Annotated in this window: 12 protein-coding genes and 5 tRNA genes; 1 reads left to right on the top strand and 16 read right to left on the bottom strand. The window is 31.8% G+C overall.

Features of this window, described 5'->3' with window-relative positions:
• Positions 1-333: 333 nt before the first annotated feature.
• Both CD116_RS10430 and CD116_RS10425 read right to left on the bottom strand, forming a co-directional pair.
• Complete coding sequence (locus CD116_RS10430; protein WP_047448476.1) at positions 334-957, bottom strand: response regulator; 624 nt, start codon at positions 955-957, stop codon at positions 334-336.
• Between the two features lie 21 nt (positions 958-978).
• Positions 979-2,091, bottom strand: a complete 1,113-nt coding sequence (locus CD116_RS10425) for a GAF domain-containing sensor histidine kinase (protein ID WP_047550429.1) — start codon at positions 2,089-2,091, stop codon at positions 979-981.
• A 162-nt stretch (positions 2,092-2,253) separates the two neighbouring features.
• On the opposite strand from CD116_RS10425, the gene CD116_RS10420 reads away from it, so the two are divergent.
• Positions 2,254-3,075, top strand: a complete 822-nt coding sequence (locus tag CD116_RS10420; protein WP_047531479.1) for an RluA family pseudouridine synthase — start codon at positions 2,254-2,256, stop codon at positions 3,073-3,075.
• A gap of 1,055 nt (positions 3,076-4,130) precedes the next feature.
• On the opposite strand, the gene fumC is transcribed toward CD116_RS10420, so the two are convergent.
• The 14 genes from fumC to CD116_RS10355 all read right to left on the bottom strand — a co-directional run bounded on the left by fumC (position 4,131) and on the right by CD116_RS10355 (position 13,739).
• On the bottom strand, positions 4,131-5,516 hold the full coding sequence (fumC, locus tag CD116_RS10410) for a class II fumarate hydratase (RefSeq protein WP_000116236.1): 1,386 nt from the start codon (positions 5,514-5,516) through the stop codon (positions 4,131-4,133).
• Positions 5,517-5,712: 196 nt separating this feature from the next.
• Positions 5,713-6,108 carry a hypothetical protein gene (locus CD116_RS10405; protein WP_047428520.1) on the bottom strand — a complete coding sequence of 132 codons (396 nt, stop codon included), beginning with the start codon at positions 6,106-6,108 and terminating at the stop codon, positions 5,713-5,715.
• 504 nt (positions 6,109-6,612) lie between these two features.
• Positions 6,613-6,765 carry an SAS053 family DNA gyrase inhibitor gene (locus tag CD116_RS10400; protein ID WP_047428523.1) on the bottom strand — a complete coding sequence of 51 codons (153 nt, stop codon included), beginning with the start codon at positions 6,763-6,765 and terminating at the stop codon, positions 6,613-6,615.
• 24 nt (positions 6,766-6,789) lie between these two features.
• Positions 6,790-7,389 carry a 6-phosphogluconolactonase gene (locus CD116_RS10395; protein ID WP_047448485.1) on the bottom strand — a complete coding sequence of 200 codons (600 nt, stop codon included), beginning with the start codon at positions 7,387-7,389 and terminating at the stop codon, positions 6,790-6,792.
• A gap of 158 nt (positions 7,390-7,547) precedes the next feature.
• Positions 7,548-8,018 carry a tRNA (uridine(34)/cytosine(34)/5-carboxymethylaminomethyluridine(34)-2'-O)-methyltransferase TrmL gene (gene trmL, locus CD116_RS10390; protein WP_047428531.1) on the bottom strand — a complete coding sequence of 157 codons (471 nt, stop codon included), beginning with the start codon at positions 8,016-8,018 and terminating at the stop codon, positions 7,548-7,550.
• 1 nt (position 8,019) lies between these two features.
• Positions 8,020-9,150 carry a tRNA epoxyqueuosine(34) reductase QueG gene (gene queG, locus CD116_RS10385; RefSeq protein WP_047531481.1) on the bottom strand — a complete coding sequence of 377 codons (1,131 nt, stop codon included), beginning with the start codon at positions 9,148-9,150 and terminating at the stop codon, positions 8,020-8,022.
• Positions 9,151-9,299: 149 nt separating this feature from the next.
• Positions 9,300-10,022, bottom strand: coding sequence for an amino acid ABC transporter ATP-binding protein (locus CD116_RS10380; protein WP_047531483.1), 723 nt, complete (start codon positions 10,020-10,022; stop codon positions 9,300-9,302).
• Positions 10,015-11,472, bottom strand: coding sequence for an ABC transporter substrate-binding protein/permease (locus tag CD116_RS10375; RefSeq protein ID WP_047531485.1), 1,458 nt, complete (start codon positions 11,470-11,472; stop codon positions 10,015-10,017). The genes CD116_RS10380 and CD116_RS10375 overlap by 8 nt, the downstream gene beginning before the upstream one ends.
• Positions 11,473-11,737: 265 nt before the next feature.
• A complete protein-coding gene (locus tag CD116_RS10370) occupies positions 11,738-12,799 on the bottom strand; it encodes a PTS sugar transporter subunit IIC (RefSeq protein WP_047531487.1) in 1,062 nt (353 codons plus the stop codon).
• A 484-nt stretch (positions 12,800-13,283) separates the two neighbouring features.
• Positions 13,284-13,367: transfer RNA gene (locus tag CD116_RS10365), tRNA-Leu, on the bottom strand.
• A 38-nt stretch (positions 13,368-13,405) separates the two neighbouring features.
• Positions 13,406-13,480 (bottom strand) — tRNA-Gly (locus CD116_RS10360).
• 13 nt (positions 13,481-13,493) lie between these two features.
• Positions 13,494-13,568 (bottom strand) — tRNA-Gly (locus CD116_RS13735).
• Between the two features lie 15 nt (positions 13,569-13,583).
• A tRNA-Gly gene (locus CD116_RS13730) sits at positions 13,584-13,658 on the bottom strand.
• 7 nt (positions 13,659-13,665) lie between these two features.
• Positions 13,666-13,739, bottom strand: a tRNA-Cys gene (locus tag CD116_RS10355).
• Positions 13,740-13,744: the final 5 nt, after the last annotated feature.

Genomic DNA, 13,744 nt, shown 5'->3' with positions numbered 1-13,744 from the left:
GGGGAATTTTATCCGGACACAAGAAATTGCAATAATACACATTTCTTGAAACACAGATTTCATCTTAATATATTTTTAATAAAATGAAAAGAGCCAATTTCACATTTGTATTAAATTTTGATCAAGTCAACAAAAGTTAAGTTTACTTTATAATGAAGCAAAAGTAAATGAAGTTAAATTTTATGCATATTCACTAAATTTGATAAAACTTACACTTTTATAATGATATCAAATTTACAAAGAAAACTGTATAATAAATCCTATCGCTATGAAAAAATCATCAAAATTAGATTAAAAATTGTCTGTTTTTTGACAAATATCTAAAAGCTCTTTCTATATCAACTTATTTTCCATTGCATAAATTGCTGCTTGTGTACGATCGCTAACTTGTAATTTACTAAATATATGACTGACATGTGTTTTAATTGTTTTTTCAGATACAAATAAAGTTTCTGCAATCTCTTTATTTGTTTTACCTTTAACCATTTCACGTAACACTTCAATTTCTCTCTTTGACAACTTATTCGTGTAGTGTGGTTTTTGACTAACTGTTTCAAATACATCCTGTGCCTTAGGATGTATCATTTTTTCACCGTTCATGACTCGTCTAATTGTTTCAATTAATTGCTGTGGCTCAACATCTTTCATTTCATAGCCATCAGCACCTTTATTGATTGCTGAAATTACATGCTCATCATCAACATAACTTGTTAATACCAAAACTTTAATATCAGGATAATGTGCCTTAATGTATTCCGTAATTTCGATACCATTCATGCCAGGCATCACTAAATCTAATAACACAATATCAGGGTGCTCATGGTCATTTAAATATTCTAAAAATGTTTGTCCATCTGCAAAGTCTTGTAAAACTTCTATGTTTTCAATCGTGGATAATAAAAATCGCAAACCTTGTCTCACAATATAATGGTCATCTACTAATATTATTTTATTCATGGATTATCTCCTTAAATCAAGCTATTTTATAGGAATGGTGAATTGTATTTGTGTACCCTTTGTTGGCTGAGAATGAAAGGTTACTTTACCTCTTAATAGTTTAACTCTTTGTTTTATGTTATTTATACCGTGTGATGAAGCTACATGAACATTATCAATCTCAAATCCTTGACCATAATCAATCACGTCAATATATAGTATATCGTTCATTTGTTTTAATGTGAGGTCCATTTTATTCGTATCGGCATGTTTCTTAACATTATTAATACACTCTTGTAATGCTCTATATATGTTTTCTTCGATTTCATTAGATAAATCTATTAAACCTTCTATATTTACATTTAATTGTATATTCATTAATTTACTATATGCTGTCAAAGCATGAATTAAACCTTGCTCAAGTCCAACTGGCTTAAGTTGCCAAATCAATGCACGCATTTCATTAACGGCATTTTGGCTCGTTTCCTCAATCGTCTTGAATGCTTGCTTAGCGATGGATTCGTTCGACACGCCATACGCAGCATGTGCTGTTAATTTTACAGAAAATAACATTTGATTTACTGAATCATGCAAATCTCTGGCTAAACGGTTACGTTCATTAATTTTTGCTGCTTCTTTTTCACGGTCTGTTAAATAAATACGTTTGATGGCTGAACCTAATTGAAATGCGACTGACTCTAACAACTCTAAATCTTCATCACTATATATTTCAGTGTTTGGTGACGCTACATTCAAAATGCCGAATTGCTCTTGACCAGATTTAAGTGGTACCGTTGCATGATGCGTAATATTGTCATTTAGACTAGGATATGCTTTAGAGGCTAAGTTAATACGAGAACAATTGACGATATTCGATGCCTTCATTAACCTACCTTGGTTAAATGCTTTCACACACCAACAAGACCCGTCTTTAATATAGTGACAGTAATCTGCTGTTAATGATTGTGGTAAATCCACATGTGATACAAGTTCATGTTCACCTACGCTATTTATGAAAAATATCCAGCCTGTCGTGAAATTACTGCCCTCAATTAAATATTTTAAAGCACCTTGAGTCATGCTATACATTTCAGTTTCTTCGTTTAAAAATTCGGCAATTTCCTTTAATAAAGCTAGTCGCGTCCTTTGTTCCATCAAATCGCTCCAATTCATTTTTACGTGTAATAACTATTATACATTGAGTTATTATATTTTTAAATCTTAGACGTGAACATGATAAAATGGTCTTGATTATTTAATAGTTATATTTCGATGAACTGATTTGTGATATGATATTAAAGACTATAGGAGGATTTTATGAAATTTAAAATACCAGAAAAATTTGATGACTTAAGTTTACGAGATATTTTCCAACAACTTAAGGTACCTAAAAAAGATTTACATCATTTGAACATGTCTAAAGATATTACAATTAATGATGAACCTGCGCGATTAATGGATAAAGTGCATACTGGCGACGATGTATTTGTCCCAACCAATGATGAAAAAAGTAATTATGTTCCAAGCTATCGTTATGCACAAATTAAATACGAAGACGATGATATGGCAATCGTAATGAAACCTAAAGGTGTTAAGACCCACCCTAATGATTTAAAAGAAAGTAACACTTTAATGAATCATGTTATTTACACTATTGATAGTGATTATGTAGAACCAATTCATCGACTTGACCAAGAAACAGTTGGTTTATTAATCGTTGCAAAAAATCCTTTAATGAAAAAAATTCTTGATCGTATGTTAGAAGAAAATGATATTACACGGATATATAAAGCCAATGTCAAAGCATTGTTACCATTAAAACCACAAACGATTGATATGCCAATTGGTAAAGATAAATTCCATTCAAATAAACGACGCGTGTCACCAACTGGCCAACGTGCAATTACACATATTTTAACTTCAAAAATGTTAAAAGAAAATGTGTGTCAACTTGAAATTAAATTGGATACTGGTCGTACACATCAAATTCGAGTGCATTTAGCTGAAATTGGCCACCCAGTTATTGGTGATCCATTATATGGTGATTCAACGTTAAGACAGTTAGAACTTGAAAGTTATAAAATAGAATTTATACACCCTTTAACTAAAGAAGTTATTTCTGTATCTTTAGATGACTAGTATTGTTAGTTTCGAGAGTCGGGTAGAAATAATAAGGAACTATTAATGATTTATGATGTAGTGGTTCATACACATTAGCCACAGTTAATGTGTACTTTAAAAAAGAATACATGAGTAAAATTCATGTATAAGAAGAGGTCGGGACAAAAGCGTTTAGGATTTGAGCAGAACCGAACGATGAGCAAAATTGTTTTCCAAATTTTGTCGAACCGTGAGAGTTTCTGCCGAAAATCCTGTTTTTGGGACGCCGTTAATCGGTTTCCCAGAGCACAAAAACTTTATGTCTCAACCTCTTCTTTATCGTTGCCCACCCAACTTGCATTGTCTGTAGAATTTCTTTTCGAAATTCTCTGTGTTGGGGCCCCGCCAACTTACATTGCCTGTAGAAATTGGAAATCCAATTTCTCTGTGTTGGGGCCCCGTACCGGCAAGGTTGACTAGAATTGAAAAAGAGCATTATTATTCATTCAACTACTGCCAATATAATATTGAATAGTCTGGAACATAGATTTATGTCCCGGACTTAATACCGTGTTATAACTAAATAAATTATCAAATTAAATCGGATTGATGGGAAATGGTTATATTTTTCGGATGTTCGATTTTTTTATGTTTTCTGACGCTTAGAATTTTATTTTTGAATGCATTTGGTTTTGGGGTGCCATTGTCGAGTTCTATTGTATGTAGTGGTTTTCAGTTGTGGCGTGCGTATGTAGTAGCTTCTTTAGACACGATGCGTTATACCATAAGATTTTTTAAAAAATGATGAGACTTTAAGAAGTTAGTTGAACAAACAACTTTGTTATTTGTATATAAGGATAGGCATTCGGCATGGTGGTTTTATCTCGAATATGTATTGTGAACAGGCTACCCATTCTTAAATAATAATTAACGGTTATTCGACGTGACTGCATATGTAGTAGCTACTTTAAAGCTTGAGATTTTCTAATAATATCGATGTTTTTTTATCATCACACTTTTCATCCTATAAAAAATAAAGCTTAGACACTTCATATAAATCTAATGTCCAAACTTTATTTTATATTAAAATTTAATTAATGAGGATCTACCATATCTTCTGGTTTAATCCATGCTTCAAATTGTTCTTCTGTAACATATCCAGTTTGAATTGCAGATTCTTTTAAAGTTAAACCTTCTTTATGGGCTTTTTTAGCAATTTGAGCAGCTTTTTCATAACCAATATGTGGATTTAATGCAGTAACTAACATTAATGATTGATTTAAATAATTATCAATATTCTCTTCGATTGGTTCAATTCCCACTGCACAATTATTATTAAATGTTTCCATACCGTCAGCTAAAAGGTAAATTGATTGTAGCGTATTATGCATAATAACTGGTTTATAAACATTTAATTCAAAGTTACCTTGTGAACTTGCGAAACCAACAACTGTATCATTACCCATTACTTGAACTGCAACCATTGTTAACATTTCACATTGTGTAGGATTAACTTTACCAGGCATAATTGATGATCCTGGTTCATTTTCAGGGATAGAAATTTCTGCCAATCCAGCTCGTGGTCCTGAAGCCAACCATCTCACATCATTAGCTATTTTCATTAAGTCTCCTGCTAATGCTTTCAATGTTCCATGTAATTGTACAACCTCATCATGTGCTGTTAATGCATGGAATTTATTTTCAGAAGATACAAATGGATAACCCGTATTTTCTGAAATATAATGTGCCACTTTATCACCAAATTCAGGATGCGCATTAATACCAGTACCAACAGCCGTACCACCGATGGCAAGATTTAAAATGTGTTTCTTCGATTCAGATAACATAGTTTCACAACGGTCAAGCATATAACGCCAGCCACTAATCTCTTGTCCTAGTTTGATTGGCGTTGCATCTTGTAAATGTGTACGACCAATCTTAATAATTGAATCAAATTTATCTTCTTTTTCTTTCAAAGTATTTCTTAAAAGTTTTAATGCAGGTTCTAATTTTGTTTCAACCTCTTGATATAATGCAACGTGCATAGCAGTTGGGAATGTATCATTCGAACTTTGTGATTTATTTACATCATCATTTGGGTGGATACTTTCATCACTTTGATGATCTTTTAAATACATATTAGCAACATAACTTACTACTTCGTTCACATTCATATTACTTTGTGTACCGCTTCCTGTTTGCCATACAACTAGTGGGAAGTGTTCATCTAATTCACCTGATAAAATTTGATCACATGCGTATACAATGGCATCTTTCTTTGCCTCGCTTAATTTTCCTAAATCAAAATTAGCTAATGCTGCTGCACGCTTTAGTTGTGCAAACCCATAAACTACTTCGATTGGCATACGCTCTTTACCAACTGGGAAATTTCGTTTACTTCTTTCTGTTTGAGCACCCCAATATTTATCTGCAGGTACTTCTATTTCTCCAAAAGTATCATGTTCAATTCTTACTGACATTCAATTTCTCCCCTTTATCACTGTTTATTTAACTGTAGTATATCATTAAATAATTTAATTGAGCAATTTATGATTAAAACGTTTTCATAAATTGAAATAAAAATACACTAATCGTAAGTGTTCACCGTTTATTACAGTGTTTCGGTCTTACGAATAGTGTGTCATCTATCATTATTTAGTTGTTGCTGAACTAAGTTTAATTACGATACTTTGTTTTAGTAGCTTCAACAGTAGCAATAGCTGTAAGTATGTATAATACAGCACTAACAATTGTAGTGTATGGATTTAGAGCAACCAGCGTACCTAATACGCCTGTTAAACTCGCATAAAACCCATCTAGTGTATAATACAATATTCCTGTAATTATTAAACAACAAATTACACTTATTACAATACCTGATTGATTACTTTTAATGAATGTTTGTGCATTAACATCATCGATTAATCCTTTTGATAAATTGAGTTGTAATTTTATTACTTTGAAAATAACAGGTAGATATAATGCCCCAATTGCCAATGGAAAAGCTTTAATTGATATTAAACTTGTAATAACTGTTGCTACCAATAATTGAATCCAGTATTTTCCTAACATATATGTATTATTCTCCTCTAATTTCATTCTTCAATAGCATATCATAATCTTGGCATATTAAGAAACGCGGTTTAATAATTTCATTAAAAATATTACTGATAGATGACTTCATCTGTATATATCTGGAGTAATTGATTATAAACTCTGTTTAAATTATGTTTTAATATTTAAAATTGAATTTTTGATGTATTACTGTGTCTGGGACATAAATCAATATCCTAGGCGTTACAATGTTATAAAGGCAGTAGTTGACTGCGAGGCCCCAACACAGAGAAATTGGATTTCCAATTTCTACAGGCAATGCAAGTTGGGGAAACGGGGCCCAAAACATAGAAACTAGCGGAAGATCAGCTTTTATGAATATATTAAAAAAAGCTAGGTAACAAAATGCTACCTAACTTCATATTTAAGATTATCAACCCAACTTGATATAGGTTCTATCTTATCATATATACTTTTCATTGTTGCATGATAAATAGCTGAATATTATACAAATATAATACTTTACTGACTGTCTTCTTCAGAATTCTTTTCTTGATCATTTTGATCTGAAATTTGTTCCATTTCTTTACCTAATTCTTTTAAATCTTCAAAATCAGTTACCATACTATTTTCTTCTTCATGATAATTTAATTTTGGATTTTTTTCTTTAGACATAATCAATACCTCATAAATTTTTAATTAAGCAAAGCGTGACGTAAAGTAAGCTTTAACATCTTCAGGTAAACCTGCAGCCGCTTCTTTATCAAGAATAACATTAACCATTCTATGTGCTTTCAAATCAGCTGGTTCAAAACTTGTTTTGCCATTTTCTTGATATAATTTTTCAACTACATCTTGTTTATTAGCACCAGTCACTACTAAGAAAATTTCTCTAGCTTCCATTAGTCCTTGACGAATACTAACATTTAACTTACCTTGCTCATCAATAGAAACAACTTGTAATGTTAATTTCCCTTTATTTTCTTTAGTTTTAATCTTATCAGAGATTAATTCGATTGCATCTTTTTCATACGTAATTGGATAAACTTGACCTGCTGGAACACCTAAAGCTTCAAAATATGATTTTTTATCGTCATAATCTAAAATATTTATTTGGCTAAAATCAACAGCATGTTTTTCAACATTTTTCTTTAATTCATCTAGTACTGGCGCTTGATCTGTATCTAAATGAAAACCTGCAATTGTAGTAGGATTATTGTTAAATTGCTTTCTAATAATATCAGCAGCATATTCTGCTACAAGTTGACTATTGTCAAAGACTTTAAAGTTCATTGCCATGATTTCTACACTCCTCTTAGTTTGCATTTTACATAAAAACGGCGATATTAATAACTATTATACCCTAACTTTCAATATATCAAACCATTTAACTTTAACATGCTTATACTCTAAATATAGCACTTGAGAATCATTTTTATAATGAAAATGGGTAAATTTTAATTTAATTCTGGAAAATCTTGTTGACGCAATGCCTCATAAATTAGCAACGCCGCAGTATTTGATAAATTCAATGAACGAATATGTTCACTCATAGGAATTCTTAACGCTGTTTCTTGATATTTTTCTTTCACCCAATCTGGTAATCCTGTCGTCTCTTTTCCAAAAATAAAGTAATAATCTTTATCTTGTCTTGAAAAATCAAAATCACTATAAGTCTTTTTACCAAATTTTGTTAATAAAAAGTATTCGCCACTTGTTGATTCAAAAAATGCTTCAATACTTTCATGATAAGTAATATTCACAAACTCCCAGTAATCTAAGCCTGCTCTTTTTAACATTTTATCATCCGTTCTAAAACCAAGTGGCTTAATTAAATGTAAATGTGTATTAGTTCCTGCACACGTACGTGCAATATTTCCAGTATTAGCTGGAATCTCAGGTTGATATAAAACGATATGATTTGTCATATTACTTTTCTCTCCTTGTTTCTATTCCTTTTATCATTTCCTGCTGGACTTCCGCGTCCTCTTTTTCATAATTTGCGTGGATAAATTCTTTTGCGTCATCACCAAGAATTTGACCAATTGCCCAATAAGCAGTTGCTCGAATCATAGGTCTTTCATCAGTAGTTGCTACTTTTTTTAATTCTGGAATTGCATCCACTTCATTAAAATGCGCCAATGCTAAAATAGCATTTCGTTGTATCGGCTTTTTACCACGCCAAGCACCTGCAAGGTGACCATATGTCTGTTTGAATTCTTTATTAGACATACGTAATAACGGTACAAGCCTTGGTTTTAAAATTTCTGGCTCTAAAATAATATCATCTTGTTCTGTGTTAATACCTCGATTTTTCGGACAAACCTGCTGACATGTATCGCAACCATAAAGTCTATTTCCAATTTTATAACGATATTGATCTGGCATATATCCTTTTGTTTGCGTTAAAAAACTAATACATTTCTGACTATTTAATTGGCCATTTCCAACTAATGCGCTTGTTGGACAACGATCAACACAAATTGTACAATCGCCACAGCTATCTAATAATGGATCATCAGGTTCAAAAGGTATACTGACTAACATTTCACCGAGATATGTCCACGTTCCTAGTTTAGGATTGATGACAAAGCCATTGCGACCAACAAATCCTAAACCTGCACGTTCTGCAACGGCTCTATCTGATAATACACCCGTATCTACCATAGATTTTATTTCAACATCTGGAACTTTAGACTCAATAAATGTAGCCAACATGTCTAACCGTTTACGCATAATTGTATGATAATCTTGACCCCACGATGCTCTTGCAAATAAGCCTCTGCGGTCTCCTCTAACACTCTTAGGCGCACCTTTCAGTTTGTTAGGATAACCAACTGCAATTGCTATGATTGATCTTGCTGTAGATAAGGATAATTTCGGCTCCGTTCGTAAAGCAATATCAGATTCTTCAAATCCTGAAGCATAACCATTTGCATGATATACTTCTAGCTTTTGCTTCAATTCATCAAAGGGATCTGCAGTTGTAAATCCAATACTGTCGATTCCAATTGTATATGCATAATCAATGATATCTTGCTTTAACTGCTTTGTATCCAATCGTTTGCCCCCCATAAAATAATACTATGTTATTTTAACACAACCATTATTCATATTGAGGTTTCATTACACGTAATTTTAAAATAAAAAGCTTGAATATATGATATAACTTTATTTGTCGTATCATATATTCAAGCTTCGTTGTGTAGTTATAATACCCTTGATAAGAAATTCTGTGTTCTTTCGTGTTGTGGATGTTCGAATATTTCATTTGGAGTTCCAGATTCTACAACGACGCCATCCGCCATAAATATGACTTTGTCACTGACATCTTTGGCAAAGCCCATTTCATGTGTGACAACTACCATGGTCATACCTTCTTTGGCTAGATCTTTCATTACTTTTAATACATCACCAACCACCTCAGGATCTAATGCTGAAGTTGGTTCATCAAATAAAATAACATCTGGTTGCATTGCTAACGCCCTAGCAATTGCTACCCTTTGTTTTTGACCACCAGATAATTGATTTGGATATACATTTGCTTTTTCTTTTAACCCAACTTTGTCTAGAAGTGAGATAGCTGCTTGATTTAATGCTTCATTATTTTCTTTTTTCAATAGTTTAGGTGCTAATATTATATTATCGACAACTTTTTTATGTGGAAACAAATTAAAGTTTTGAAAAACCATGCCCATCTTTTGTCTCAATTTGTCGACTTGTGTTCCTTTTTTTGTTAAATCATTTTCTTCAAATATTACTTGTCCTTTAGTAGGTTCTTCTAATAAATTCATACATCTTAACAGTGTACTTTTACCACTACCAGATGGACCTATTATTGCTACTACTTCCCCTTGATTGATTTCAAGATTGATATCTTTTAAAACTTCATTATCCCCAAATACTTTATTAAGATTGTTTATTTTAATCACTAGCGCTCAATCTCCCTTCAATCATGTTCATGATACGTGTAAGTACAAATGTTAAGACAAAGTATAATGCTGCTGCCACTAGTAATGGTGTGAATGGATCAAATGAAATGCCTTGAACCACTTGGGCATTAAACATAATTTCTCCAACTCCAATTGTTGACACAATAGATGATTCTTTAATTAAAGTAACAAATTCATTACCTAAAGCTGGTAAAATATTTTTAATTGCTTGTGGCATAATTACACTTTTCATCGTTTGTCCATAATTCAAACCTAAACTTCGAGCAGCCTCCATTTGTCCTTTATCAACAGCATTAATACCTGCTCTAATAATTTCGGCAATATATGCTGAAGAATTAATGACCAAAGCAATCGTTCCACAAACTAATGCTGAAATATCTAATCCTAATGCAGCAGTTATACCAAAGAATACGATAAACACTTGGACCAACATTGGTGTTCCTCTTAAAATTTCGATATAAATTGAGGCAATCCATGATATGATTTTAATCTTACTTAATTTCATTAGAGCAATAAATGCTCCTAAAATTGAACCTAATGCCACACCAATAAATGAAATTAATATTGTTATTTTTATACCTTTCCAGAAAAAGCTGCCATATTTTGAGATAAAACCACTATCATCATTCATTGCATTTGCTGCATTGGTCATATATTTATCAATAAGTCCTTTATCCTTTACATCTTTAATCGATTTATTAATTTGTGATAATAATTTTGGTGAATCTTTTGGCACTGCAATCACTGTATCTTTTTCTTCTTCATTAAATTTTACATTTGAAATACCTAATTTAGGATTTTGTTTTAAATATGCTTCTGCAACCGGCTTTTCTACCACTGCACCTTCCACTTTTCCACTTTTTAATGCTAAAATTACGTCTGGTAAACGGCTCAATGAAGTAATTGAAGCATTTTCAATTTCTGTTTGTGCAATTTTTTCTTGTTCTGTACCCTTTTGAGCACCTATTTTTTTATTATTAAAATCTTTAATATCTTTGTAATCGTTCACTTTATCCTTTTTAACAAGCATAATATTTTTAGTCATCATATATGAATCTGAAAAATCAACTTGCTTTTTACGTTCAGGTGTTGATGTCATACCAGAAATAATAATATCTATTTTTCCAGTTTTTAATGCTCCTAATAAACTATCAAATGACATGTTTACAATTTTTAATTTTAAATGATTATCTTTTGCAATTTTTTTCGCTAAATCAATGTCTACGCCGGCATATTCTGTCTTACCATTTACTGTATGCTCAAATTCCATTGGTGCATAATCTGCTGAAAGACCAACTCTAATTTCTCCACGTTCTTTAATCTTTTCCCAAGTCAGATCTTGTTCAGCATGTGCAATTGGGTTGATATATATAATTGCACTGCTTAATAAAAAACCTAATACTAATATAACCCTAAATATACACTTCATTTGTACAGCCCTCCCTAATTAATATTCATAATTATACATATTAATACATTTTGATGCAATAGTATTTTATAAACGTATTTTTATCAATATAAAGAAAAGCTACTTTTTAAAAAGTCCTCACTTAATAAAATCTGCTATTATACCGAACTATTCTTAAATTTTAAAATTAATCAAAAAAAAGCATTACTATCAATGTCTTATTGACAGTAACGCCGATATTTATCAAATATTAAAACTTATTTTTGTCGTAATGCTATGCTATAAATTATTGTTTTGGAACTTCAAATTTATATATATCATTAGAATATATAGGAATGAATTTTTTACATAATTCATGAACTATAAATGCCGATACAAATGGTATGACAAAATAACCAAGTGCTAATAAAATAATATTCATTGTTGGATCACCTGTCATTCGGTTGAATGCATTTATTGGCCCAACTAACCCAGTATATCCAAATCCAGCAGACAATGGTGTTCCTTTAACCTGAAGAACGTAAGCAATGATTCCAGTAATTATTCCATTTATAGTCAACGGTATCGAAATAATTAAATTTTTCAAGTAAACTGGAATCATCATTTTTGCAGCCCCTATGAGTAAAACTGCATTTACACCAATAGAATTGACACGCAATGAACCAAATAAGAAAGTAACGCAAGCAGCCACAATACCTAAGTTTGCTGCTCCACTTCCTAGTCCATTTAAACTAATCGCTGTTGCAATCGCAACTAACGATATTGGTGTTACCATTAATAATGAAAATGCCACACTAATAAGTATAGACATTAATAATGGATTTAAGTCTGTAAATGAATGAATTACATTTCCAATTGCTTGAGTAATTTTTCGAATGTAAGGTAATGTGATTAGACCGATGCCCCCACTAACTATAGGTATTAAAACTGGTAATATAATCAATTCAAAAGATCCAAGTTTATTTTGTAATATTATATATATAAGACATGCAATAATAACAACTAAACTCGTATTTATAATGTCACCTATTCCTTTTAACATAAATCCATTGTTATTAAAAACTACTGCCCCAGAGCCAATCATCGCAGAAGTACCAACTATTGCAGCACCTGCGCCATTAAATTTAAATTGATGGGCAGCTACAACTCCAATAATAAATGCCATAAATGATTGAATTAATATTACTAACTGATATGTTAATTCTAAAATTTCATTACCACTTTTAAATATTTTTAATACTTCACCTAACAAAGCATTCGGAACGAGCGCTATAACGACACCTGCTCCAATAGAATTTAAAATTTTACTGAAAAATTGTTTGTTTTCAGCATTTTTAGCGTTACTCATAAACGACCTCCAATTTGAACATTAAATTCATCATATTATAGTTAATTAACTTTAACAATGATTAGTTGGTTAATTTAATCTAAATATAACAATCTAGATAAGCAATAATATTAACTTGAACAATCTACTCATTAATCAATGTCATTCTAAATTTAAAATAATAATCATTAAACCCAGTGACTACTAATTTAATAAATCGTAAACATTAAAAATACCCATATCCTATATAGATAAATAAATGAATAGACTTGCAATAAAGCATAATAAAATAGCACTTTTACAGATATTTTAATAGAAAAAATAAAAGAAATAATTTATCTATAATCGTTAACATAATACCAAAAAAAGAAAGTTAAGCAATGTTTAGTTGCCTAACTTCCAATATTGAACTTATCAGTCCCATTTGACATAGAGCCAAAATAAAAAGAAACCCCATAAAAACAGGGTTTCTAGTACGTTATGTTATGTAAATAACAGTTAATTATACCGGTGGTCGGGGTCGAACCGACACTCCACAAGTGGAACGGGATTTTGAGTCCCGCGCGTCTGCCAATTCCGCCACACCGGCTTAATGGTAAACAAAAAACTTCCCTTTGGAAGTATTTATGGAGCGGAAGATAGGATTTGCACCTATACCTCGTTCCGGGAAGGAACGTGTTCTAAAAGTTGAACTACTCCCGCAAATATAAAATTATGGAGCGGAAGATAGGATTTACACCTACACCTCATTCCAGGAAGGAATGTATTCTAAGAGTTGAAATACTCCCGCATTATTATTAAATTATGGAGCGGAAGATAGGATTTACACCTATACCTCGTTCCGGGAAGGAACGTGTTCTAAAAGTTGAACTACTCCCGCATAAACCTGGAGGCGGCAACCGGATTTGAACCGGTGATAAAGGTTTTGCAGACCTCTGCCTTACCACTTGGCTATGCCGCCAATAA

It is taken from the genome of Staphylococcus schweitzeri, from assembly GCF_002902405.1.
Classification (GTDB): Bacteria; Bacillota; Bacilli; order Staphylococcales; family Staphylococcaceae; genus Staphylococcus; species Staphylococcus schweitzeri.
This window is presented reverse-complemented; position numbering and strand designations above follow the sequence as displayed.

Coding starts and splice junctions, on each gene's coding strand:
- CD116_RS10430 (WP_047448476.1), bottom strand. CDS start 957: ATGAATAAAATAATATTAGTAGATGACCATTATATTGTGAGACAAGGT.
- CD116_RS10425 (WP_047550429.1), bottom strand. CDS start 2,091: ATGGAACAAAGGACGCGACTAGCTTTATTAAAGGAAATTGCCGAATTT.
- CD116_RS10420 (WP_047531479.1), top strand. CDS start 2,254: ATGAAATTTAAAATACCAGAAAAATTTGATGACTTAAGTTTACGAGAT.
- fumC (WP_000116236.1), bottom strand. CDS start 5,516: ATGTCAGTAAGAATTGAACATGATACTTTTGGAGAAATAGAAGTACCT.
- CD116_RS10405 (WP_047428520.1), bottom strand. CDS start 6,108: ATGTTAGGAAAATACTGGATTCAATTATTGGTAGCAACAGTTATTACA.
- CD116_RS10400 (WP_047428523.1), bottom strand. CDS start 6,765: ATGTCTAAAGAAAAAAATCCAAAATTAAATTATCATGAAGAAGAAAAT.
- CD116_RS10395 (WP_047448485.1), bottom strand. CDS start 7,389: ATGGCAATGAACTTTAAAGTCTTTGACAATAGTCAACTTGTAGCAGAA.
- trmL (WP_047428531.1), bottom strand. CDS start 8,018: ATGACAAATCATATCGTTTTATATCAACCTGAGATTCCAGCTAATACT.
- CD116_RS10375 (WP_047531485.1), bottom strand. CDS start 11,472: ATGAAGTGTATATTTAGGGTTATATTAGTATTAGGTTTTTTATTAAGC.
- CD116_RS10370 (WP_047531487.1), bottom strand. CDS start 12,799: ATGAGTAACGCTAAAAATGCTGAAAACAAACAATTTTTCAGTAAAATT.